The organism is Nonomuraea coxensis DSM 45129 (genome assembly GCF_019397265.1).
GTDB classification, from domain to species: Bacteria; Actinomycetota; Actinomycetes; order Streptosporangiales; family Streptosporangiaceae; genus Nonomuraea; species Nonomuraea coxensis.
On record NZ_CP068985.1, the window covers coordinates 8,234,911 to 8,259,159 of the forward strand.

General features: G+C 65.0%; 18 protein-coding genes and 1 pseudogene. 13 read left to right on the top strand and 6 right to left on the bottom strand.

Going from position 1 to position 24,249, the window contains the following annotated elements; all coding sequences use genetic code 11:
* The first annotated feature begins 16 nt into the window (after positions 1-16).
* The 5 genes from Nocox_RS38635 to Nocox_RS38655 all read left to right on the top strand — a co-directional run bounded on the left by Nocox_RS38635 (position 17) and on the right by Nocox_RS38655 (position 12,669).
* Positions 17-4,708, top strand: a complete 4,692-nt coding sequence (locus tag Nocox_RS38635) for a DEAD/DEAH box helicase (protein WP_026215122.1) — start codon at positions 17-19, stop codon at positions 4,706-4,708.
* A complete protein-coding gene (locus Nocox_RS38640; RefSeq protein WP_020546966.1) occupies positions 4,705-6,609 on the top strand; it encodes a UvrD-helicase domain-containing protein in 1,905 nt (634 codons plus the stop codon). The genes Nocox_RS38635 and Nocox_RS38640 overlap by 4 nt, the downstream gene beginning before the upstream one ends.
* Complete coding sequence (locus Nocox_RS38645) at positions 6,593-9,793, top strand: helicase-related protein (RefSeq protein WP_020546965.1); 3,201 nt, start codon at positions 6,593-6,595, stop codon at positions 9,791-9,793. The genes Nocox_RS38640 and Nocox_RS38645 overlap by 17 nt, the downstream gene beginning before the upstream one ends.
* A gap of 107 nt (positions 9,794-9,900) precedes the next feature.
* A complete protein-coding gene (drmB, locus tag Nocox_RS38650; protein WP_020546964.1) occupies positions 9,901-11,667 on the top strand; it encodes a DUF1998 domain-containing protein in 1,767 nt (588 codons plus the stop codon).
* 63 nt (positions 11,668-11,730) lie between these two features.
* Positions 11,731-12,669 carry an AAA family ATPase gene (locus Nocox_RS38655; protein WP_020546963.1) on the top strand — a complete coding sequence of 313 codons (939 nt, stop codon included), beginning with the start codon at positions 11,731-11,733 and terminating at the stop codon, positions 12,667-12,669.
* Here Nocox_RS38655 and Nocox_RS38660 read toward each other — a convergent pair.
* Positions 12,619-13,953 carry an ISL3 family transposase gene (locus Nocox_RS38660; RefSeq protein ID WP_020547993.1) on the bottom strand — a complete coding sequence of 445 codons (1,335 nt, stop codon included), beginning with the start codon at positions 13,951-13,953 and terminating at the stop codon, positions 12,619-12,621. The genes Nocox_RS38655 and Nocox_RS38660 overlap by 51 nt on opposite strands.
* Positions 13,954-14,158: 205 nt before the next feature.
* On the opposite strand from Nocox_RS38660, the gene Nocox_RS38665 reads away from it, so the two are divergent.
* Positions 14,159-15,340, top strand: a complete 1,182-nt coding sequence (locus tag Nocox_RS38665; RefSeq protein ID WP_020543571.1) for a 3'-5' exonuclease — start codon at positions 14,159-14,161, stop codon at positions 15,338-15,340.
* On the opposite strand, the gene Nocox_RS38670 is transcribed toward Nocox_RS38665, so the two are convergent.
* Positions 15,321-17,264, bottom strand: coding sequence for a DNA translocase FtsK (locus Nocox_RS38670; protein WP_020543572.1), 1,944 nt, complete (start codon positions 17,262-17,264; stop codon positions 15,321-15,323). The two genes, Nocox_RS38665 and Nocox_RS38670, sit on opposite strands and share 20 nt — an antisense overlap.
* A gap of 112 nt (positions 17,265-17,376) precedes the next feature.
* On the opposite strand from Nocox_RS38670, the gene Nocox_RS38675 reads away from it, so the two are divergent.
* Positions 17,377-17,826: a very short patch repair endonuclease gene (locus Nocox_RS38675; RefSeq protein ID WP_020543573.1), complete on the top strand. Its 450-nt coding sequence runs from the start codon at positions 17,377-17,379 to the stop codon at positions 17,824-17,826.
* A gap of 257 nt (positions 17,827-18,083) precedes the next feature.
* Here Nocox_RS38675 and Nocox_RS43465 read toward each other — a convergent pair.
* Positions 18,084-18,205 (bottom strand): annotated as a pseudogene (locus tag Nocox_RS43465) (IS5/IS1182 family transposase); the annotation flags it as partial.
* A gap of 651 nt (positions 18,206-18,856) precedes the next feature.
* Here Nocox_RS43465 and Nocox_RS38680 point away from each other — a divergent pair.
* A complete protein-coding gene (locus Nocox_RS38680; RefSeq protein ID WP_020543574.1) occupies positions 18,857-19,036 on the top strand; it encodes a hypothetical protein in 180 nt (59 codons plus the stop codon).
* A 44-nt stretch (positions 19,037-19,080) separates the two neighbouring features.
* Here Nocox_RS38680 and Nocox_RS44320 read toward each other — a convergent pair whose 3' ends face one another.
* Positions 19,081-19,251 (bottom strand): hypothetical protein, encoded by a 171-nt coding sequence (locus Nocox_RS44320; RefSeq protein ID WP_425517744.1) that lies wholly within the window; start codon positions 19,249-19,251, stop codon positions 19,081-19,083.
* 343 nt (positions 19,252-19,594) lie between these two features.
* The gene (locus tag Nocox_RS38690) at positions 19,595-19,846 is read right to left on the bottom strand and encodes a GntR family transcriptional regulator (protein ID WP_020543575.1); all 252 of its coding nucleotides are present in this window, start codon (positions 19,844-19,846) and stop codon (positions 19,595-19,597) included.
* A 181-nt stretch (positions 19,847-20,027) separates the two neighbouring features.
* On the opposite strand from Nocox_RS38690, the gene Nocox_RS38695 reads away from it, so the two are divergent.
* From Nocox_RS38695 to Nocox_RS38705, 4 genes are all read left to right on the top strand, one after another.
* Complete coding sequence (locus tag Nocox_RS38695; protein WP_157383098.1) at positions 20,028-20,255, top strand: hypothetical protein; 228 nt, start codon at positions 20,028-20,030, stop codon at positions 20,253-20,255.
* A 249-nt stretch (positions 20,256-20,504) separates the two neighbouring features.
* Complete coding sequence (locus Nocox_RS43840; protein WP_281426312.1) at positions 20,505-20,627, top strand: hypothetical protein; 123 nt, start codon at positions 20,505-20,507, stop codon at positions 20,625-20,627.
* A gap of 431 nt (positions 20,628-21,058) precedes the next feature.
* Complete coding sequence (locus Nocox_RS38700; protein WP_020543578.1) at positions 21,059-22,087, top strand: ROK family protein; 1,029 nt, start codon at positions 21,059-21,061, stop codon at positions 22,085-22,087.
* A 126-nt stretch (positions 22,088-22,213) separates the two neighbouring features.
* On the top strand, positions 22,214-23,128 hold the full coding sequence (locus Nocox_RS38705; protein WP_246649681.1) for a zinc-binding dehydrogenase: 915 nt from the start codon (positions 22,214-22,216) through the stop codon (positions 23,126-23,128).
* Here Nocox_RS38705 and Nocox_RS38710 read toward each other — a convergent pair.
* Positions 23,121-23,570: a nuclear transport factor 2 family protein gene (locus Nocox_RS38710; RefSeq protein ID WP_020543580.1), complete on the bottom strand. Its 450-nt coding sequence runs from the start codon at positions 23,568-23,570 to the stop codon at positions 23,121-23,123. The genes Nocox_RS38705 and Nocox_RS38710 overlap by 8 nt on opposite strands.
* 85 nt (positions 23,571-23,655) lie before the next feature.
* Here Nocox_RS38710 and Nocox_RS38715 point away from each other — a divergent pair, with 85 nt between their 5' ends.
* Complete coding sequence (locus Nocox_RS38715; protein WP_020543581.1) at positions 23,656-24,213, top strand: TetR/AcrR family transcriptional regulator; 558 nt, start codon at positions 23,656-23,658, stop codon at positions 24,211-24,213.
* Positions 24,214-24,249 lie beyond the last annotated feature (36 nt).

Below are 24,249 nucleotides of genomic sequence, written 5' to 3' on the forward strand. Positions count from 1 at the left end.
TCGGGAGACTATTGTCGTGAGCAACGGAAATCCTTCGGTCATCGAAGTCGTACTCAAGCAGACCGCACGCGTTCTAGAGACCTACAAGATCGACCCCGGTCTAATTCAGGAACACGCGAATGGTGAACGCCGCATCAAAGAGGGCGGATACGGCGACCGCCAGGTCTACGAACTCGTCCAGAACGGTGCGGACGAGCTGAGAAACGATCCGGGCGGCGAGATCGCCGTGGTTCTCACCGACACTCATCTGTATTGCGCGAACCAGGGAACCCCTATGACGCCCGAGGGCGCCGACACCATTCTGCGTATGGGGGTTTCGCGTAAGCGAGGCGGCCAGATCGGCCGGTTCGGTGTCGGGGTGAAGTCCGTCCTGAGCGTCACGGACGTCCCTGAGTTCTTCAGCGTAGAGGACGACAAGAGCTTTGGATTTGACAGGGAGTGGGCCGAGCTTGAGATCAGGCGGGTCCAGCCCGCAGCCGCGGAGACACCTGTCCTCCGGATGGCCCGTCCGCTCGACCGCGACCGCGCTGCTGCCGCCGACCCGATCCTGAAGGACCTCCTCTCGTGGGCCACGACCGTCGTACGGTTGCCGTTGAAGCCTGCGGCCGTGGCCCGGTTGGCCAAGGACATCGACGAGTTCCCTGCCGAGTTCTCCCTGTTCTCACCCCATGTCGGAACGGTCACGCTGGAGAAGCGACTGTCCGGACAGAGCTCCAAGCGACAGATTTTCCAGCAGGTCGACGGCGACCGTCGCATTCTGCAGAAGGTCCGCCGAGCCGCGGGCGCGGGTGAGCGGGAGGAGAGCGTTCGATGGCGCGTCTTCACCCGGGCTTATCAGCCCTCGACTCGGGCCCTCGAAGAGGCCGGCGAGCTTCACGACCGTCCCGAGATCGACATTGCGTGGGCGGTTCCGGATACGGAAGGTCGGTCACAGGGGCGTGGGCGATTTTGGGCCTACTTCCCGACCAACTACACGACGACCCTTCGGGGGATAGTCAACGCTCCCTGGAAGACCAGCGAGGACCGGCAGAACCTCTACGCCAACAACCAGTTCAACGACGAGCTGATCAACGAGGTCGCGGATCTGGTGGTTTCGTCTCTCCCGTCGCTGGCCCGGCCGGACGACCCCGGAACATATCTCGACTTCGTGCCGGCCCGAGGGCGTGAGGAGCCGCAATGGGCGGCGGACCAACTGGTGGCGAGAATCTGGAAGATCTCTCCTAGCAAGCGTGTCTTTCCAGATCAGAACGGGCGCTTCGGCACACCCGCCGAGATCCACGTCCACCCGGCCGACCTGCGCCCGGAATGGCTTCAGTGGTGGGGTGATCATCCCGGTCGGCCCGTGAACTGGATCCATCATTCAGTGGAGTCGGCCAAGAACAAGCACCGTCGGGAAAGCGTCAATCGGATTCTGTCCGAGAGCACGGCTGCCGTGGCCACGGCGAAGGAGTGGCTGGAGGCTCTCGTCTCCGATGGCTCCCCCGAAGCGTCGGCACGGGCGGTGCTCATCGCTGCGGGCATGAAGCTGCACAGGCACCCTCAGATGGAGGATGCCTTGAGGGCGAGGATCGTGCTGACGGAGACACTAGGCATGGTCGCTCCCTCGACCCAGATCTTTCGACGTTCCGCCGCCGACGGACTCGCCGACAACACTCTCTACGTGGACGAGCGTGTCTATGCGGGCAACGACGTCATAGCCAGGGCGCTGGACACACTGGGCATCCACGAAGCCGATCATGTTGGTCGATTCGCATCCGTAGTGGAACGCGGTTTCTCCGGGTACAAGAACCGTGACTGGGTCGCCTTCTGGGAACTGGCGCGGCTGGCGGGTCCTGCAGGTGTCCGTACTGCCTTCGACGGTTCTATTGATACCGCGAGGGAACTCAAGGTCAGAACGCTGGCCGGCGACTTCCGACGCATTCGCGATTGCCTGCTCCCCGGACGGGTGGTTCCGGCGGACGGTTCGCGGGACGAACGAGTCACTGTGGACATGAACTTCCACCGGGACGACCGAGCCTTCCTGCCCGACCTGGGTCTCCTCGACGGCCCGATCGCCCATGCAGACCCTGAAGGCGAGGATTGGTTCGAGGAGTACAAGACGACGTGCTGGAAGCAGTACGTGACCAAGCTGCCGCCTACTGAAGCCCGACCCACCCTGGCAAAGATGATCTTTGAAGGGACTCGCCCCCCAGGGCCGCTGCACCTGTTCCCTCTGCTCTCCCATGAGGGACGGGCGGCCTTCCTCAAGGCCATTCCGACGGGTGGAGCGGTGACGAGCTGGGTCATGCAGGCCGGCAACAAAGGTGTCGCCAGCCGTCGGTCAATTGCCTCACCCATTCGATGGCTCGGGCGAAAGTACGGCTACCTGCAGACTTCGCGAGGATTGCGGGAGGTCAGGCGCTGCGTCGGCGCCGAGCTGAGCGTCCACAAAGGCGTTCTGCCGGTGGCCGACGTCTCTGCCGCCGTCGCCGCAATGCTGTCCCTACCGCAGACATTGGACGACCTGCCGCGATCGATATGGGAGGAACTCGTCGACGAGACGTCCTCTTCCACCGATGACGACTTCCCCGGCAAGGTCTACGCCCTCATGTTCGAGGTAGGAGTGGACTTTCCCGAGGGCGCCATGACCCGCTGCCGGGTGGGCGACGAGTGGCGCAGCGACATCGAGGACAAGCACATCGCGGTGACCGCGGTTCGGTCCGAATACGACGCACTCGTACGCGAGAAGGTGCCGGCCCTGCTGGTGCCGACCGAGTCCCTCGCGGAGACGATGCGAAAGGCCTGGGGCATGCTCGCCCCCTCCGACGCGATCCAGAAGGAGATCAGACACGCGGGTCAGGCGGAAGGTGTCCTGCTGTTGGAGGAGTTCCCGCACCTGAAGATGCTTCGGCGAGCTCAGGTGGAGGGGTGGTCGACTGTTCGATGCGATGAACTAGAAGAGATCATCCGGACTCCTAATGGTATGCGGACTCGTTCGATCTCCGTGGCCGTGCTGTCGGAGGAGCACAAGGTTCTCGTCAGGATGCCGGCAGACGATCTTCAGGTGCTCGAGTCGGTGGACCGCGTCCTGAAGCTCTCCCTCGGGCGGGCGCACTGCAAGACCATCCTTGAGCGACGTGAGCACGAACGCAACAACGAGCGCATCCAGCGGATCCGCAGCACCGAGAGCCTGTCCGAGAAGCTCCTGCTGCTCGTCGGCGTGGAAGCGTTGAAGAAGGGACTACCAGAGGGCCTGCTGGAGAGTGACGAGGCCGAAAAGGGCACGGCCCACGATGCACGCCGCATGGCCGACCTGGCGCACAACGCCTACGGCACAGAAGTCCTGCGCGTCTATCGACGGGACATCGTGGCGGAGTTCCCCCAGTTGGCAGCGAGCTTCAGAGGGGATGCCGCCTCCGTGCGCGTCGTCAACGACCTCGGGTTCCCTGGTGAGTACGCGGGAACCAAGGGAGAGACGCTGCCACCGCTGCTGAAAGTCTCCGGGCCTACCGCATTCCCCCGACTCCACGACTACCAGGAGAGGCTGGCGCAGAAGGCCGTCGAGCTACTGACCAAGTACGACGCGCCGCGCGCGATGTTGTGCCTGCCGACAGGTGCCGGCAAGACACGGGTGGCGGCGGAGGCCGTCATCCGCGTTATCAAGGAGCGAGGGCTGGGCGGCCGCCCGGTCCTCTGGATCGCCCAGAGCGAGGAGCTGTGCGAGCAGGCGGTTCAGAGTTGGGCGTTCGTCTGGTCCAAGGTCGGCCCGGAAGAGGAGCTCATCATCAACCGGCTCTGGTCCACGCGCGAAGCCGCTCCCAGCGGGGAGACGGCTCAGCTGGTCGTCGCCACCGACGCCAAGCTCGAAGTCTGCTTGGACAAAGCGGAGTACGCCTGGCTGCGTAATCCGGCCCTGGTGATCGTGGACGAGGCGCACACCTCGATCACGCCTCGCTACACCCGCATCCTGTCGTCGCTGGGACTGACGTTCCGAGAGACATCCCGCCCTCTGCTGGGGTTGACCGCCACACCGTTCCGCGGTTTCAACGAGACGGAGACCGGCCGCCTGGTAGAGCGCTATGGACGGAACCGTCTCGACGAAGGCATCTTCGCCAGTGGAGACCCCTACGCCGAGCTCCAGGAGTTGGGCGTCCTCGCGAAGGTGGATCACCGCGCTCTGGAGGGAACGACGCTCACTCTTTCGGAGGAGGACCTCCGGCAGGCGACCGCCTTCGACGGCGCCAGGCTCCCTGCGACCGTGGAGGAGAAGCTCGGGCGCGACATAGCCCGTAACCAGACCCTCATCAGGGAGATTCAAGCGCTGCCGAAGGATGCTCCCATCCTGCTCTTCGCGGCCTCCGTCAACCACGCCACGCTCATGGCCGCCAAGCTCAACGGTCTCGGCATCAAATCCGCGGCAATTGATTCCAGCACGCCGGACGCCGAGCGCCGCACCCTGATCGAGCGGTTCCGACGCAAGCAGATCCGAGTGCTGACCAACTACGGCGTCCTCGCCCAGGGGTTCGACGCACCTGCGACCGAGGTGGTCATCGTGGCCCGTCCCACCTACAGCCCGAACGTCTACCAACAGATGATCGGTCGTGGTCTCCGCGGTCCGAAGAACGGCGGCAAGGAGACCTGTCTGATCCTCGACGTCGCCGACAACATCATCAACTACGACCGCCAGTTGGCCTTCACCCAGTTCGAATACCTCTGGAGCAAGAAGTGAGCGATGCCTACAGCGGCACTCCTGCGCTCACGGCCGAGCAGCGGGCTGTCGTCGAGCAGCCCGCCGACGCCCTGACCCTGGTGACCGCACAAGCAGGAGCGGGCAAGACCCACACTCTGGTTCGTCGGCTCGACCGGCTGGTCGCCGAGGAGGACGTGAGCGCCGGAGAGATCCTGGTGCTCACCTTCTCCCGAGCCGCCGTCCGCGAACTCAAAAACCGCCTCTCCCGGTACGGCGAGGCCGCCCGCAACGTGCGAGCCCAGACCTTCGACTCCTGGGCGCTCGGCCTGCTCAGGCAGGTGGACGCCCAGGGCGGCTGGCTCGATAAGTCCTTTGATGCTCGAATCGAGGGCGCGCAGGAGGCGATCGAGAAAGGCCTGGCGGATGAACTCTATGAAGACGATCTTCGCCACGTCGTCATCGACGAGGTCCAGGATCTCGTCGGGGCCCGTCGGGACTTGGTGGAAACCTTGTTGGAACGATACGACTGCGGATTCACGGTGGTGGGTGACCCGGCGCAGTCGATCTACGGCTTCACGGTCGAGAACCCGGATGAGCGTGAAGGGGAGACCAACAGGTTCTTCGACTGGCTCCGCATCACCTTCGGCGAAGAGCTGACCGAACTGAGCCTGACCGAGAACTTCCGAGCCCGTACCCGCGACGCTCAGGTAGCCTGCCACTTCGGGCCGCGGCTTCGGACATTGGCAGAATCTGGCGACGCCAATGGGGAGGCGCATTACAACGAGCTGCGGCACGTCCTCGCCGATGTCACAGACTTCGGTGATTTCGATGCGTTCGCCGCCGACGCGCTTACCGGCTACGCCGGCACCACCGCGATTCTTTGTCGATACAACGGACAGGCGCTGGTGGTGTCCGAACGGCTTCACGCCCTGGGCGTCCCGCATCGACTTCAGCGATCAGCACAAGATCGCGTCGCTCCGGCGTGGCTCGGACTCCTCATGGCCCGCTGTGATGCCTCGTCGCTCAGTCGGAAGAGCTTTGACGAGCTGATCAGCGACCTGCCGCTGCCCGACGGCTCGGAAACGGATTCCCTGTGGCGGCTACTGCAGCGAACGGGTTCCGGACGTGGCTCGGATCGTTTCCTGGATCTGGCTCGCCTTCGCTCGGCTCTGGCCACCGGTCGTCTGCCGGACGAACTCACCGCACAACCGCCCGCGCGACTCGTGGTCTCCTCCTTTCACAGGGCCAAGGGGTTGGAGTTCGATCGGGTGCTGGTAGTGGATCCCGGACCGTTGCGGGTCGCCGACTCTAGCAAGCGCAAGAAGGTCGATCAGAATCCAGCTGAGGAGGCTCGACTTCTCTACGTGGCCATGACCAGGCCCCGTGATGAGCTGTATCGGATCTCGGAGCTAGAGACACGCACGATTCGCACCGACGACGGCACCGGTCGATGGGGGCGTTATCACTTCCAATATTGGCGGCGCGACGGCCTGGAGCTGAAGGGCGGCGACGTTCTCACCGAGTACCCGGCCGGCACAGTGGACTTCGATGCCGTTGCCGCCGACGTGCAGCACTATCTGGGGACGGCTGTACGACCCGGCGACGAAGTCAAGCTGGAACGCCTCCATCCGGAGCCGGTCGGCATGCTGGAAAGCCCGCCATACCTGATCAGGCACGACGGACGGCCGATCGGCACGGCGTCCGAGAAGTTCAGAAGCGACCTCTTCAAGTTTCTCAAACAGAGTCCGAAGTTCGTACCGCGGTCCTTCCCGGCTCTCATCTCCGGCGTCCACGTCGACGCGGTGGAGACCGTCGCCGGAAATGAGGCCGCCGGCATCCGCGCCGGGCTCAACCCGCTTGGTGTCTGGCTCGCACCGCGATTGGTCGGACTGTCCACCTTCACTTGGGACAAGAAGGAACCCGATGTCCAAGCACAGTGAGCACTATGCCTTCCGGACGGAACTGGTCGAACGGCTGCACCTCGACATGATCGGCCCGGTGGGAGGATCAGAGGAGATCCTCAAAGACTCACCGGTCACGTCATATGCGGCCGGCGTGCTCTATCCAGAACGTCGCGACATCACCAAAGTGATCGAGGAGGTCGGGGAACGCGACGTCGATCTCTCTCCGGAGACGCGCGTCAAAGACGACGTACCCGACACCGGAGTCTCACGAGCGAATGACCAGGCGCCGTCCTCCATGGGGCTGACCTTCGGGGTGGATCCCACGATCTCCCCGACCATCACGATCACGGTGACCGCCGCCGTCTACGACCCGGTCGACCCTAGCGGACGACCGGTCAAGGCCCAGCGTGCCGAGCGTCGCAGCGTCAAGGAGCAGGAGCTGCGCTGGCGGCGTCGCGAGTTGGACCTCGCCCCGGTTTCGATCGATCTGAGGACTGCAAAAAACCACTCGGAGACCCTGATACCCGGCGTCGAACTCCGCGTGCGAGTGCGCCCGCCCAAGGACGGCGCCGTCTCCGTCACCGTCGCACTGCTCAACGTGCAGGAGGTCGGGAAGTTCGATATTCGGGACGCCCATTGTTTGTTCCAACCTCGGATTCACGTCACCGGCGTCGAGGGCGCCAAGCCCTTCGTGGAACGACCCGTACCCGTCGGGGCGGACGAGACGGAGATCAAGACCAATAGGCTGCTGTACCGCTATGCTCCGAACTTCGCGGTAGGGCACGGGTGCGCGGCTAACTGGGACTGGTCACCTCCGGCACCCCGTGACGAGGCGCTGCTCAAGGGCTCTCCGGCGGCCGTGGCCGCCATCTGGAGCGAGTTCGTGCCCACGAAGGAAGTGCTGCTCACCGACTCCAACCCGGAGATCGACAGCTCGGCTCTCCGTATGCTCGATTTGGCGCGCAAGCCGGATGAGGACGTCCTGCGCGGGCTCCGCGGCTTGGTGAACGGCTACCGCGCCTGGATCGCGGAGCGAGCCGAGGAGTCGCGACTGCTCGGCGACACGGAGTACGCCGAGGCGGCCAGGGAACAGATCCGGCAGTGCGAGTCGGCCTGCGATCGCATGGACTCGGGTATCGAAACGCTCAGACGTGTGCCACAGGTCATGACCGCCTTTCGATACGCCAACGAGGCCATGGCCGTCCAGAGAGCCAGGACGAGCTGGATCAAGGGCCGCAAGCAGGGCGAGCCGGATGTGGAGATGGGCGTATGGCGACCGTTCCAAATCGCTTTCCTGCTCCTCTCCTTGAACGGCATCGTGGATCTCGAGCACGACGACCGGCGTGTCGCCGACCTGCTCTGGTTCCCCACCGGTGGTGGTAAGACCGAGGCTTACCTGGGCATCATCGCTTTCACCGTCTTCCTGCGCCGACTCCGCAAGGGCGAGGCCGGCGGCGGCGTGACCGCCATCATGCGGTACACCCTCCGCCTGCTCACCCTTCAGCAGTTCGAACGCGCGGCCACGCTGATCTGCGCCATGGAGATCATCCGCCGCCGAAGGCCGAAGGAACTGGGCGAAGAGACGATCTCCATCGGCATGTGGGTAGGCGCCGCCGCCACTCCCAACAGGCTCAAGGACGCAGCCGCCAGCCTGAAGAAGCTCAAGGACGGCGCCGAGCTGCACCAGGAGAATCCCGTCCAGCTTCGCTTCTGTCCGTGGTGCGGTACGGCGATGGGTCCGGACGAATACGAGGTGGACGTCGCCAGCTCTAGAATGCGCATCTTCTGTGCCGATAGGGACTGCGAGTTCCGTGGAGAGCTGCCTGTTCACGTCGTTGACGAGAAGATCTATGCGGTCAGACCCACTCTGATCATCGCGACAGTGGACAAGTTCGCGCAGATCACCTGGCGTACCGAGGTCGCGGCGCTTTTCAACAGGGACCGAGAAGGTACAGTTCCTCCGGAGCTGATCGTCCAAGACGAGCTTCACCTGATCTCAGGACCCTTGGGCAGCCTGACCGGTCTCTATGAGACCGCGATCGACTATGCCGCCGACCAGCCCAAAGTGATCGCCTCCACCGCCACCATCCGCCGGGCCAAGAGTCAGGTCAAACGTCTGTTCAACCGAGACGTCGCACAGTTCCCGCCCGCCGGCCTGGACGCGCGCGACTCGTGGTTCGCGGTGGAAACGCCGGCAGAGGACAAGGCGTCACGCCTCTATGTGGGCCTGCTCGCACCCAACACCAGTCAAGCCACCCTGTTGGTGCGCGCGTATGCGGCGTTGCTCCACCATGCCACCCATATCAACGGCTCGGACTCGGTACGGGACGCCTATTGGACGCTGGTCGGTTACTTCAACAGCCTCCGGCTTCTGGCCGCCGCCGAGCTTCAGGTTCTGGACGACGTCCAGGACCGGCTCAAGCTCTTGGCGGAGCAGCACGGTGCCGAGCTTCGCCAGGCGGACCGGCTCACTGAGCTGACCAGCCGTGTCAAGTCCAGCGACATCCCCAAACGGCTCAAGGATCTGGAACGCATGCTTCCGGACGAGAGCGTCTTCGACACGGTCCTCGCCACCAACATGATCTCAGTGGGCGTGGACGTCGATCGGCTCGGTCTGATGGCGATCATGGGGCAGCCGCAGACCACTGCTGAGTACATCCAGTCGAGCAGCCGCGTCGGTCGTCAGCACCCCGGTCTGGTCGTCGTGCTCTATAACGCCAACCGATCACGGGACCGTTCTCACTACGAGAGTTTCGTGCCCTACCACTCGGCGCTCTACCGGCAGGTCGAGTCGACCAGCGTCACGCCCTTCTCACCCCGTGCTCGTGACCGTGCCCTTCACGCCGTCCTGGTGGGAATGGCTCGGCTCATTCATCCGGAGCTCAGGCTCAACGGGGCGGCGGGAAGCATACGAAAGCACGAGAGCCGTATCGAGGAACTGAAGGATCTCATTCTGTACAGGGCCGGTGCGGTCGATGGGGAGGAAGCGGCTGGCGTCGAGAAGGATCTCAATGAGATCATCGCCCGCTGGACGGACCTGGCGGACGAGAATCCGGACCTGGTCTATGAGGCCAGGCCGCGCTTCAAGCGGAGCGAGACGCGCAACGCCGACGAGGCGCTTCTCTGCACCTTCACCGATACCGATCTCACGCGAGCATTCCCCACCCTGTGGAGCCTTCGTGATGTCGACGCCGAATCCGATCTTTACCTGGAGCGATGAGAATGGCACTGCGGAGCGGACGGACTCGTCAGGCGGGTCGGAACGACGAGGTCACGCGTACACCATTGGGCGCCGTACGACGGGCCCAGACGATCACGACATACGGCGTGGGATCGTTGATCGCCATCGAGGATCAGTCGTACATAGTGAGCGGGCTGGACAGCTGGCGAGTATGGCCGTCGGACGTCATTTACGAGCCACGCCTGCAGCACTGGCTCCGGGTGGCCAGATTCCAACTCCCGCCGGCGGACGAGCCGTCCTCGGGCGATGGCCTCAGGGTTCGGATCTTCCCCGAGGTGTACTCCTGCGGTGTCTGCAAGAAGCTCCAGGAGTTCAAGCGGTTCGGCTCGCCTCAGGGGAAGAGTGTCTGCGGCTCGTGCGACAAGCCGCTCACACCGTCACGCTTCGTTGTCGCGTGCGAGAACGGGCACGTAGATGACTTTCCCTATTTCGAGTGGGTTCACAAGAAGACCGCAACCGACCGTGACCTGAGCGAGAAGGTCAAGCACGAGCTGACCCTGGAGAGCAGCGGTCAGACGGCCTCGCTCCGCTCAGTCGTGATCAAGTGCTCATGCGGTGTACAGCCTGCGTCCCTGGAGGGCGCCTTCGGCAAGGGTGCGATGCCCGACCTGGGCATCAAGTGTAAGGGGCGGAGGCCATGGCTCGGACGGGACGCCGGCGAACCTGCGTGCAACGCGACGCCTCGTACGCTGCAGCGAGGCGCTTCGGCGGCCTGGTTCGCGATCACGCGGTCAGCGCTGTCCATCCCCCCGTGGTCGCAGTCGCTGCAGCAGCGACTCAACTCGCACTATGAGCTGCTGCGCGTCTTCCTGGAGAGCGGCACGCCCGACTCGGTCATCTTGAAGGCGATCGAGAAGACGGACCTTATGAACGATGGTCGGTTCACAGCGGAGGAAGTCCTCGCCGCTGTGCACAGGCGTCACGAACTGGAGACGAGCGCCCCACCGGACTCCGATGAGACGGCCTTCATGTTCGAGTCGGCCAACGCTCTGAGGCGCGAGGAGTACCACCAGCTCTACGACGGCACCCGGATCGTCGCGAGAGACGAGAACTTCGAGTGCGTCCAGGCTTCCGGCGACGGGAGCGCCCTACCGTACGGGATCAGGCGTTCCATGTTGGTCAAACGGCTGCGCGAGGTGCGGGCGCTCGAGTCGTTCACTCGGGTCACCATGCCGGACGCCGCCGGCGGTGACACCCGTCGCGCCGCCATGGCCAAGAGTTCGGTGGACTGGCTGCCGGCGATCGAGGTCAGTGGCGAAGGCGTGTTCCTCGTCGTTGACGAACAACTCGTACGCGAGTGGGAGCAGCGGCCCGGCCCGGTCACGCGTGCACACCAGATCTGGCTCAATCACACGAGGCTCCTTCGCGAACGTGCGGCACAGTCCGGAAGCGTGAAGGCACCTGGTGAGATCAAATCCCCGGTGACTCCGCGATATTTGCTTCTTCACACGCTCGCACACGTTCTGATCAACGAGTGGAGCCTCGACTGCGGCTATCCGGCGGCAGCGTTGCGCGAGCGACTGTACGTGGACCACGACATGGCCGGAGTGCTGATCTACACCGCGACCAGCGACTCGGCCGGCTCCCTCGGCGGTGTCGTCGCACAAGGCGAGCACCGCAAGCTCTACGAGACCCTCGAATCGGCGCTGGCCCGCGCCGAGTGGTGCTCGCAGGACCCACCGTGCATGGAGTCCGAGGCCAGCGGCATCGACAGTCTGAACCTGGCGGCCTGCTACGCCTGCGTTCTGCTTCCCGAGACCAGTTGTGAGACCAACAACGTCTTCCTCGACCGGGCCATGTTGATCGGAGCCCCAGACGATCCGGCGACCGGTTTCTTCTACAAAGGTGACTAAGTAGCACAAATCCCCAGCCGATCTTGATGCTCGGCCGGGGTGCCGATTCGTTGAGGAGGGCGTATGCCGCGGCTTGGCATCCACCAGGACTTCCTGCAGGACCTCATTAGGCTGGAGCGCCCCGTCCAGCAGAAGGTCGTCCAAACGATCACCAAGTTCGAACAGACCTCGCATGCCGGCGCGCACCTGGAGAAGCTCAGCGACATCCGAGATGAGCGCTTCAAGAGCATCCGAATCGACCGCAAATATCGCGGTATCGTGCTGGTACCGCAGGCGGGTGACACCTTCACGTTGCTCCGGGTGGACACCCACGACGAGGCTTACGCCTGGGTACGGCATCGCCGCGTGTCGGTGAACATGGTCACCGGATGCATGGAGATCCGTGATGACGCGATCATCGACGACACGATCGAGGGAATGACGCGGACCTCGTCCGAGACCGTGCGCCTGCTCTTCGAACACGTCTCCGATGCGGACCTGATCCGGTTGGGCATCGACGAACAGATGCTCAGGTTCACTCGGATGCTCACCGACGTGGCCATGCTCGAAGCCTTGGACGGCAAGCTGCCACAGATCCAATACGACGTTCTCCTCGGACTCGCCGCGGGCATGTCGCCCGAGGAGGTCTGGAACGACGTGGTCGGCACGAACGCCGCACCAGAGAAGATCGATCCCGACGATCTGATCGCCGCCACGCAGCGGATGTCGCACAAGGTGGCCCTCGTGGAAGGGCCGGAAGAACTGATGGAGCTGTTCGCCAAGCCGTTCGCCAGGTGGCGGGTTTACCTGCACCCATTGCAGCGGGAGGCGGCGTACGGGTCCTATACCGGAACGGCGCAGGTGACCGGCGGACCCGGCACCGGCAAGACCGTGGTCGCGCTTCACCGTGCCCGGCACCTGGCCCGAGAGGGCGGCCGAGTGCTGCTGACCACCTTTACCGGCTCTCGGAAGTTAAGCGGGAATGGCGCGGTTTCGACTCTCTCGTGTGGTTGCGCAGCGTGACCGGAGGCGTTGGTTGGCCGGGTTGCGGAAGCCGTATGCGCAGCGGGCTTCGAGCTTGATGACTCGGTTGGTGCCCTCGCTCTTGGCGTTGGTGATCCCGGTGAGCAGGAACGCCTCGATCTCCTTCCACCAGGAGGCGACGGTCTCGGCGAGGGTGACGAGTTCGGGCAGGTAGGGATGGTCGGCGCACCAGATGTAGAAGGCGTGCAGGCGGTGGGCGATCGTCGAGCGGGCAGGGTTGGTGCGGGCCAGTGCGAGCAGGTATCGCAGTTTCTCCTTGGCGTGCCAGCCGGCCAGGATGTGTCGGCCGTAGGTTCCGATCCTGGTCAGGTCGCGTTCCAGGATGGCGATCTGCTCGTCGGTGAGGTCTTCGCGGTTGGAGCGCAGCAGCCGCCGGTGGTCGTATTCGGGATCTCCCGTTCGGCCGCGACGGTCACGCATCTTCCAGGTCAGGCGGCGGCGCAGGTCGGCGAGCTTGCCGTTGGCCAGTTGCACGAGGTGGAAGTGGTCGACCACGATGATCGCGTGGGGCAGGGCGGCGCGGACCGCGCAGCGGAAGGTCTGGCACATGTCGATCGCCACGTGGGTGAGCGCCGTTCGCCATGCCTTTGGGCGGGCGTTCAACCAGGCCGCCACTGATGTGGAGAGGCGGCCTTCGACCTGGCCGAGCAGTCCCTGGCCGGTGGCCAGGTCGGTGAAGCCGACGTGCCAGCGGTCTGCGATCAGCCGGTATTTCCCGGTGTCGGGGTCTTGCTCCCAGCGGGGGCGGCCTCGGCGGATCTCGTCGATGCCGATCACGGGGGTGGGTTCGGGCTGGTCGGGCAGTACCTCGGTGGCGTAGGCGCGTAGTTCGCGCATCGCGATGGGCCAGGAGAGACGGTGGTCGCGGGCGGCTTGGGTGACGGTGCGGCCGCCGTCGGCGATCGCGCGTCCGCAGGCGCGGCGTAGCCGGGCGGTCGTCCGCATTCCGGCGCTGACCTGCGGGATCTGCTCGGTGAACGAGCCTCGAGGGCACAGCGGCTCGCGACAGCTCCACCGGAGTTTGTGCCACAGCAGGGTGTACGGGGAGTCGCCCGCGCGCAGGTCCCGTGGCCGGGTGGCCACCCGTTCCTTGACGGTGACGGAGAAGACGCCGCAGGCCGGGCAGGCACGGGCGGATTCGTCGGCGGTGACGACGTGGACGATCCGATGGCCGTCGTGGTCGCGCTCGACCTTGACCACGTGCAGGCCCTCCAGATCAAGCAGCAGTGTCGCCTCGGTGGAGGTCTCGATAGGATTGTGCACGCCCGTGGTTCCTTGGGGGTTGACTGCGTAGAGAACAGTCATGATCCACAAGAGCCACGGGTTTCGCATGTCCGGGTCCGACGCCCCCATCAACCGTCACGTACGGTGACCTTCGAGCGCGAGTCGGCCGGCCATTTCCCGATCAAGATCGGAGACCCCCTTTACCGCGACGCTGGCCCGGTCACTGGCCGAATCGCTGCGGCTGTTGGAGACGGACGACGAAGTACTGGGCCGCATCGACGTGCTGACCGTCGATCAGGTGGCTCGCCGGCTGGTCGACGAGCACGTGGGGAAAGCCACCCTTGTCCGAGAGGAGGAGGAGAAGGACATCTGGCGACGGATCGTCCGGCGTCGAAGTCTTGACCTCAGCGAGAGATTCCTGCGCGAGGAGTGGCGGCAGGTCGTTCTCGCGCAAGCGATCACGTCCGCCGACGGCTATCTACGGGCACGTCGAACAGGTCGCGGACGACGGCTGGGGCCTCTTCAGCGCGCCCAGGTCTGGCGGGCCATCGACGAGTTTCAGCAGGAGTTGACCGACCGCAATTACCGTACCTTCGAGTCGACCTGCGTCGAGGCGGTGCGCGTGCTGGCTGAACTGAACGCCCGGCCCTATGACCATGTGATCGTAGACGAGGCGCAGGACCTGCATCCGGTGCGTTGGCGGGTCCTTCGCGCTGCGGTCGCCGAGGGCCCGAACGACCTGTTCATCGCCAGTGACACCCATCAGCGGATCTACGACAATCGTGTGTCCCTCAATTCGATCGGTATCCGGCTCGCCGGTCGCTCGACCAGGCTGAGGATCAACTACCGGACTACCGAGGAGATCCTCAACTGGAGCTGCGCCATGCTGGCCGGCGAAAAGATCGACGATCTCGATGGAAGGCCGAGCAGCCTGATCGGATGCCGCTCCGAAGTTCATGGTGCCAGGCCGGACCTGTACGGCGCCCCCACCAAGAACGCCGAGTTGGCTCATCTGGTCGAGATCCTACGAGGCTGGCTTGCCGCCGGAGTGGACCCCGAGGAGATCGGGGTAGCGGCTCGCTCCGAGACGGTGGGCCAATCGGCCGCAGACGCTCTGATCCGTGCCGGCATCGACGCCTCCTATCTCTCCCGAGACCGCGACGGGCTTGACGGCCACGTCCGAGTCACGACCATGCATCGGATGAAAGGGCTGGAATTCCGTTGCGTCGCGGTGATCGGTGTGAGCGCGAGCCAGTTGCCCGCAGCGAACGCGGTCACACCGATCGACGAGGATGCGACCACTCATGCAAACGACGTTCAGCGAGAGCGATGTCTGCTCTTCGTGGCCGCCACCCGCGCCCGCGAACGTCTCCACGTCTCCTGGCACGGCGAACCGAGCGCGTTCCTCAACCTCGCCAGTGGTTGACGATCGCTGCGATCTCCTCGTCAGAGATCGCAGCGAGTCTCACCTTGTCCGGCTCGCTGCTTCCGCCGGTTAGCAACAACGCGCTGCCCGAACCCAGCACGTCGGCTCCTATCCGGTCCAGCACATTCAAGCTCTCCTCGACCGTGTTCATGGGAAGAGCCAGCCGGGCGGGGAAGTAGGCCTTGATCCGGCTGTTGAGCACGTTTTCGACTGGCTCGGCCGCTCGGGCGATGACATGGAACCCGACCGCGCGTCCTTCCCTTGTCAGCTCCCTGACCGCTTCACCGTCATCGACCTCGGCCAACTCGTCGATGACCACGACCACATCGGGATGCGCCATGGTGGCGTCGCCGAGTGCACCGATGGGGGCCGGAAACCTACCCTCGCGAACTTCTCGGTTGAACTCCTCGGTGGTGCGGCAATGCCTAGACGTCAAATCGGCGTAGCGGCAGTCGATTTCGGCCAAAGCCCAAGCGAGCGGGTTTCCTTGAGCCTGATCGACAACATGGGGGAGCTGGATAAAGGGACTCCTTCGTCCGATCATGACCATGCGAAGGTGCTTCGGTTGATGTCGCATCGCGAACGAGGCGGTGATGGTCCGAAGCGGATCGAATGGTCCTCCGCTTCCGCCGATCAGGACATGTGCTGTCTTATCGAAGTTGAGGAAGACGGGCGCCCCGTCCTCGCTGTGACCGAGACCTGCAAGCAGTGACCTGCCTTCGGGAGCTTCACGAAGGATGTCGCCCAGACTGAGTAGGTCGGGGGCACGGTGAGGAACTTCGACGCCGACAGCGGCCGCATCGGGCAAGGGGGAAGTCGATCGCCGCATGGGCGCCAATCGGATGGCACTGTTGTTCGTGGCCTTGACGAATTCAGCGGCCAAGCCGAGGATCTCGGCCTCGGATGTGGTTGGGCCGAGCCTTACCTCGAACCGGGTCAGTTCGGGAGTGCGGACGTATCCGGCGACCTTTGCATCGACTCGGGCTTCGTGCAGAACGGCACCGATGGCCTTGGCCATGGCGTCATCAATGTCAGTATGTTTGCGCCCCGACGTGCCGGCCTTCAAGAGCCGGTCGGACGGAAGTTGGTCGGTTCCACTGCCACCGCTGCTGTGAGCAGGCAGACGCATGGCACGCAGTCTGTCAGCCACCTCGGCGGCCGACTGTGGACGTTCTTCCGGCTTCTTGGCCAGGAGTTGCAGGATCAGCTCCTCCAACGGCGACGGTATGTCACTTCGGACGCTGGAAGGAGGTGTCGGGCTCTTGGTGGCGTGCTGGAAGAGAAGATGCCAGGTGTTGCCGTGGAAGGGCCGATCACCGGTGGCCATCTCATAGAGCACGCACCCTAATGAATAGAGGTCGCTGCGCTCATCCGGTGCGCCGTCGCTCTGCTCGGGCGCCGCATAAGCGGGGGTGCCCACTTGCATGGTGGCGTGGCCCGCGTCGACGACCCTGGCGATGCCGAAATCGCAGATCTTGGGTCGGTCGCGAGGAAGGAGCATGATGTTGGCCGGCTTGACGTCACGATGGATGACCTTCTTGGCGTGTGCGGCGGCGAGAGCTTCACTCAGACGGGCACCAATATTGACCACGCGATCGATCGGAAGGCCGTTCCGGGACTTGGACATGACCTTCGCCAGATCGGTCCCCTCAAGCAGCTCCATCACGAAGAACAACCTTCCGTTGTCCTCATCGGCGTCATGGACCACGACAATGCCCGGGTGTTGGAGCCGGCCGCAGAGCCTGGCTTCGGCGCGGAAACGATCGAGTCTCCGCTGGTCGAGATCCACATGATGAGGGAAGACCTTTACGGCGATCTCTCGGTCCAGGCGCTGATCGTATGCCCTCCATACCACGCCCATGGCGCCACGGCCGAGTTCGCTGTCCAGCCGGTAGCGGCCGGACAGGATGATCTCCTCGCTCACACCATCACCCCCGCCACTCGGTCCGCAGCCGCATCATGGTGATGCCTTACCACGAGGACAAGATGTTCCAAAACCGGAGAACGTAACCAAGGCCACGAGGATCTCGTACGGTATGGCCATGGGAGTGGAGAGGCCGACCCGCGCCTCCAGCGAGGGTGTCCGGAAGAGCATGCAGTCCAACCGTGGCAAGGGCACCCGGCCCGAGCTCGCTCTGAGGCGTGCCGTTCACGCCCTGGGCCTTCGCTACCGTGTCTCCATTCGTCCTCTTCCCTCTGTACGACGCACTGCCGACCTCGTCTTCACCAAGGCCAAAGTGGCCGTCTTCATGGATGGGTGCTTCTGGCACGGCTGCCCCGACCACCACACAAAGTCCGCCACCAATGCGGAGTACTGGGCAGAGAAGGTTCGCAGGAACAGGGAACGCGACGCCGAGACGGACCGGCTTCTCCAAGAAGCGGGGTGGACGGTGATCCGCGTCTGGGAGCATGAGGAAGCTACCCTATCTGCGGAAATGGTTGCGGAGGCTGTCCGAGCGGCTCAGCGTTCACGGGACGCAGTTTGACAAACCGCACCCGTCAAATAGATTTTGACAAGAATTATCGGCAGTCCCTCTATGTACTACTCCCGGACATCTCTTCAAAGCACACTGAGCCTCTCCGCGTAACGGATCACAGCGTTCTGTGATCCTCGGTCAGCTGTGGCAGCCTTAACGATTGCGCCTCTCCGCCATGGGTCGAGGGTGACGCGCCGCTAGGCAAGGCGCGCTGGTCGTCGGTTAGCCCGCCAACTTCGGGTGGCGCAAGGCGGCGGGACTGAGGTTCCCGGCGGCCTTCGACACGCGGTGCCGTGTTCGCGGCCGGGCCGTACCGGGGCGAGGGCCACAGCGGCCACCCGTCCAGGTCCGACAACACCTGGACATTGCCGCCGTGGTGCTTGCGTTCCCGCTCTACCACAGGTCGGCGCCATGTTGTCGGTGGCCAGCCGCCTGCCGTCAACGAACCAGCGCGGCGCCAAGACCGCCTGCTTGAACGGCCCCAGCTTCCAACAGGGGCTTCACGCATTCCCACACCGGCCATGGCAGGCGCACACCAATACGCAGAAGGGCTCACTCCGCCGAGAACCACCACACGAAGGCAAAAAAGGGATATTTAGCGGATAGTCAGTTCTACTAGAACTTATGGCAACATTCCCGGCAAATAGAGATTGACATGCAAGGGCCCTGCAACATAACTTTGGATACGAACATCCGGGATGCGCCAACGTCGCTGGCGGTGCCCGAATCATCTTATTTGCGATACAGTTTCTTCGAGGCTGCAGCGTTGATCCGCGTGTCACCGCACGCCAACGTCTTCACGTCGCGCGAAACCGTCATCCTAGAACAAACCCCCGCTTCGCTTCGCGTGTGATGAGCAGGACGAGCTCAGCACGCACCCGCGGTTGTACACCAGGCCGAGAAGTCGTGCGATCCATGATCCGTTCGCTGTGGCGTTACTCCGCTCACTCCTCGTCTCCTACTTTCGCAACCAGTGTTCAGCCTTAGCACGTCAACTCAAAACCTGCTACGCAATAGCGCCTGGTAGAAAGGGGTTGCATTGGTCACCTTCGAGTTGAAGGTCGTTGATGACTCTTCACCTGATGTCGACGTGGAAGTCCACGTCATTCGCAGCGGCGTTCTGATGAGCATCAGTCGCATCAAGATTCACGGCAACGGGGTTCCGGAGCTCGCGTCCGACGAGTACTGGGAGTACTGGCGCGACAACCCTATGTCGTGATGGCGACAACGCCGTCACCGCTCGCATACCTCGCATGCGAGCTTCTAAAGACTATCTTTCTGCGGCCCCCATGTCGTTGGTCTGGCTGACGAAGGGCCCTTACCCAGCACGGAGAGCAGGGTGCCGTCCGCGAGCAGGGCGTTCAGCGCCCGGTGCGCCGTTCCCTTCGACACGCTCAACTCGACCGCCAGTCGCGCCTCACCTGGGACAGGCATGCCGGGCCGATAGACCCCTTCGGCGATCCTGCGTCGGATCTCATCTGTAGCTTCGCACTTCGAGGGCCCTCCTCCTTCGGATTGCGGCGGCTACTACTAGAACGACCTGCGGGCTGAGGCGTTTGGCTGACAGAGAGGGGAGCGCTCTACCTTGGGCCAAGGCCGAAGCCTGCAGGTCGGCCAGCACATCAGTTCTTCGGCCGGCTTGCACTGAGGGCGACGAATGTGCCACGGCCTTGGATCGTCACCGCCCAGCCCTCCTCCGGATCTCCACGGCAGGCCGCACGGACTCGCGAGCGATCCCGTGCTCCTGCTACAACAAGTTCTGGGAGGGCATCAAAGGCTAGCTTTCTGTGGCAGCCGCACTGTCAGGCTGGCTAACGAAGGTGCCTTTGCCCAGGACGGAGTACAGCGTGCCGTCTGCGAGCAAGGCGTTCAGCGCGCGGCGCGCGGTTCCCTTGGACACGCCCAACTCGACCGCCAGGCGCGGCTCGCCCGGGACGGGCATGCCGGGCCGGTAGACCCCGTCGGCGATCCTGCGTCGGATCTCGTCTGCCACCGCCTGCCAGCGGAGCTCATCGGGCTTGAAGTCCATATAGGTAACGATAGGAACCTAAAGGTTCCCTCACCTTCCTGGAGGTACCCCTAGGAATCTCTAGGTAGGACTAGGAAGGTTGACGTACTCTGCACTCATGGCTGGAACATTCAGCAAGCGCGTGCCCCGTAGCTGCGGATCGCCACCGGCTACCGGATTGAGTCGTATAAGGACGTTCACCGTGACCGTCGCCGGGACTGAGCGGTTCGATGGCGAAGCACCGTACACCTGGGTCGTGGAGGCACGCGACATGGTCAGCGCGATGAATAAGGCCATGGCGTACCACGCGCTTTCGCAAGATCAACAGCTGTGTGATCTGGAGATCGACCTTCTTCGTACCTTTGAGGGCCCTCCTCCTCCGGATTGTGGCTACCACTGGAACGATCTGCGAGCTGAGGCACCTGACTGATTGCTTAGCTCCGACCGCGAGATCCGAACCCACAGCTCGGTCGGTGCACTGTCGGAAGGGACACGCTGCGCGGGTCGATAGTCATGAGACCACGTCAAGGACATGAAGCCAGGAAGTAGGCCAAACGGGCCCGCCTCGGCGGGGCAAGCGTCGAGGCGGGCCCTTGATCGGACACAGGAGGTCCGACCCTTGGGCAACACAAGCACAGATCCGCGGTTCACGCCCCTGCTGGCCGCTGAGATTCGGGACGTGCTCGAAAAGCATGGCTACCGGCTGCCTGCGGATGGAGAGCACGTGCAGGGGTTGGTGCTGGCGCGGGTGGAGATCGCGGTCAAGAACCTGGCCGCGATCTTCGAGGGGAGGATCTGGTGATTCGGTGGGACGAGTTCACCGACTACCACGGTCGGCACGATGAGCGGGCAAAGCCCGGGCATCTCGTTTTGAGCTGGCAGGTGCCCAGTAACCGGACGCGGCGCGTTCGCGTGGTCGCGCATACGTGTGAGTGTCGGGGCGTCGTGTACGAGCTCTGTCATGTCGCCGGGCAGGGCTTCGTACGGCGGAGCGATCGGATTGCGGGGACGGTGCTCGAAACGGCTTGGACGAGCACGACCGTCGCCCGGGACACCTTTCATCGGATCCTGTTGGGTCAGGCACGATGACGGCCAGGTAGGAGCGGTGCGGCGGGCCGTGGCGCCTCGCCGTTCGCAGAGCGCGGGGCCGGTGTCTTGTTGGTGGGGCAGGGGACGGCGATGCTGGGGGGTGCGGTGTCCGGGAAGGGTTGGATGGGGTGAGGGGTGGTGGGTATGGGCTCCAAGGCGTGGTACGTCGTCGGGCTCGACAACGGGGGGAATGCCAACAACGCCACCGTTCTCGATGACGCGGGCCGGTTCCTCGTCCCTGGGATGGTCGAGTCGCCGAGCCTGGTGCGGGAGGGGCCGAAGGCGGCGCTGCGGGCGTTGGCGGAGGCTATGGAGCAGGTGCTGGAGGTCGCGAACGTCCAGCGGGCGGCCGTGGCGGGGGTGGGGCTGGACACGCCGGGGCCGGCGAGTGCGTACGGGGTCATCTCGTCCCGTGGGTCGACGAACTTCGTGCATCCGGAGTGGGCCGGGTTCGACATTCGTACGGCGCTGGAGGATTTGCTGCAGGTGCCGGTCGTGTACAGCAATGACGCCAATGCGGCGGCGTTGTACGCCCATCACACCTACTTCGGTGCGGAGGAGGCGGGGCGGCGGTCGTCGGTGTCGGCGATTGTCGGGACGGGGCTCGGGGGCGGGGTGGTCGAGGCGGGCCAGGTCGTCCGGGGGGCGGCGGGCATGGCGGGCGAGCTTGGGCACATTCCGCTTCCGCCGGGTGGCGTGCTGGAGGACGGGCAAGGGTTGCCGGCGTGCAACTGCGGCAACGTGTGCGATGTCGAGAGCCTGGCCTCGCTGACCGGGATCGAGAAGAACCTGCTGCCGTACTGGCTGGGGCGGTATCCGGATCATCCGCTGGCGGCCGAGCCGTTACCGGTGGCGGCCAGGGCGTTGCGCGGGTACGCCGAGCGTGAGGATCCGCTGGCGTTGAGTGTGTTCGATCAGCAGGCCAAGGCGCTGGGGATGTTGTTCACGGTCGCGGCGAACTTCACCGATCCGCACGCGTACTTCCTGGGCGGGGGTGTCGTGGTGGCCGGGGCGCGGTTCCGGGACTGGCTGCTGGGGCGGGTGCGGGCGCATACCGCGCTGCGGGCCGAGCAGCGGGAGGCGGCGGTGTTCGCGCTGGTTCCTGATCTGGACATGGCGGGGGCGCGGGGGGCGGCGATCGCGGCGCGCGAAGTTCTGAAGCCCGCGGGTTGACCTCGATATTGGTTGAGGTTGAAGACTGGCGAGGATGGTTCTTCCCGCGAAGAAAGGCGGTCGTCCTCGATGCGTGCGATTCAGGTGGGTTCGTTTGGCGGGCCGGAGGTGCTGGCCCCTGTCGAGATGCCCGATCCGGAGCCCGGTCCGGGGCAGGTGGTGGTCGGGATGGCGGTGGCGGATGTGATCTTCCTGGACACGCTGCTGCGTGCCGGGTGGGGGCAGGAGTTCTTTCCTCGGGAGCTGCCGTACGTGCCCGGCGGCGGCGGAGCGGGCGAGGTCCTGGAGGTCGGCGAGGGCGTGGATCCGGCGTGGGTCGGGCGGCGGGTGGTCGCGCGGACGTCCACGGGGTACGCCGAGCGGGTCGTCGCCGGAATCGAGGAGATTGTGGCGATTCCGGACGGGCTGGCGTACGAGCCGGCGGCGGCCCTCGTGCACGACGGCGTGACCGCGCTCGGCATGGCCCGGCTGGGCATGCCCGAGGAAGGGGAATGGGTGCTGGTGTCGGCGGCGGCCGGCGGGGCGGGGTCGCTGCTGGTGCAGCTCGCCGCCGAGGCGGGGGCGCGGGTGGTGGCCGCCGCGTCCAGTGACGACAAGCTGGCGCTGGCGAAGGAGCTGGGCGCGGAGGCGGGCGTCGACTACACGCGGCCGGACTGGGTCGAACGGGTGCGGGAGCTCACCGGCGGCGGGGTCTCGCTGGCGTACGACGGGGCGGGCGGGGCGCTCGGCGCGGAGACCGCGGAAGCCGTGGCCGACGGCGGGCGGTGGGTCACGTACGGGACGGGCGAGGGTTTCACCACGCCCGACCAGGAGGCGGCGGCGCGGCGGGGCGTACGGCTGCACTTCCCGCTGATGGAGGGGCCGCCCGCGCCGGCGGAGGTGCTCGAACCACTGGAGCTGGCGCTGCGCCGGGCGGCGGAAGGGCGGTGGCGGCCCGCGATCGGGGCCGTCTACCCCCTGGAGCGGGCCGCCGACGCGCATCGGGCGCTGGCGGCGCGGACGACGGTGGGCAAGTCGCTGCTGTCGATCCGCCTCACCTGAGCGGCAGCGGCGGCTCGGGGTCGTGGCGGGGGCCGAAGAGGCGGCGTTCCGACTCCTCGATGCGTACGTCGTTGATGCTGGCCTCGCGCCGCCGCATCAGCCCGTTCTCGTCGAACTCCCACAGCTCGTTGCCGTAGCTGCGCCACCACTGGCCGGAGGGGTCGCGGCTCTCGTACTGGAAGCGTACGGCGATGCGGTCCCCGGACACCGCCCACAGATCCTTGCGCAGGGCGTAGTCCAGCTCTCGGTCCCATTTGCGGCGCAGGAACTCCCTGATCTCGTCGCGGCCCTGGAGGAACTCGTGGCGGTTGCGCCAGACGGAGTCCTCCGTGTACGCGAGGGCGACGCGGTCGGGGTCGCGGGTGTTCCAGGCGTCCTCGGCGGCCTGGACCTTGATGCGGGCGGTCTCCTCGGTGAAGGGCGGGACGGGTGGGCGGGTCATGGGGCCTCCTTGGTGAAGGTGAGCGGAGAACGAGCGTTCTCCCGTATCCTAGAGAACGCTCGTTCTCCGAAGCAAGGAGGTGGTCATGGAGCACGCGGAGCGCGTTCTCGGCGCGGCTGGGGACCTGTTCTACCGACGTGGCGTGCGGGCCGTCGGCATGGACGAGGTCCGGGCCGCCTCCGGCGTGTCGCTGAAGCGGCTCTACCAGTGCTATCCGTCGAAGGAGGCGCTGGTGGTGGCGTACCTGGAGCGGCGGGACGAGCGCTGGATGTCGTCGCTCACCGGCTATGTGGCCGATCGGCCTGACCCGATTCCGGCGGTGTTCGAGTGGCTGGAGCGGTGGTTCGGGGAGGACGGCTTCCGTGGGTGCGGGTTCGTCAACGCCTATGGTGAGCTGGGCGCGGACTCGGCGGCCGTACGGGATGTGGTGCGGCGGCACAAGGAGCGGCTGCGCGCGTACCTGCGCGGACTTGCCGAAGAGGCGGGGGCGGCGGATGCCGGGCTGCTGGCCGAGCAGCTTCTCGTGTTGATCGACGGGGCCACGGCGGTCGCCATGGTGAGTCCACGCGAGGCGGCGGCCGCGGCGGCCCGCGCGGCGGGACTGGCCGCCGCCGCGCTCACGGCATCGGACGAATCCGCCTGAAGGCGGCAGCTAGCGCGGCGGTCGTGCGAGAATCCC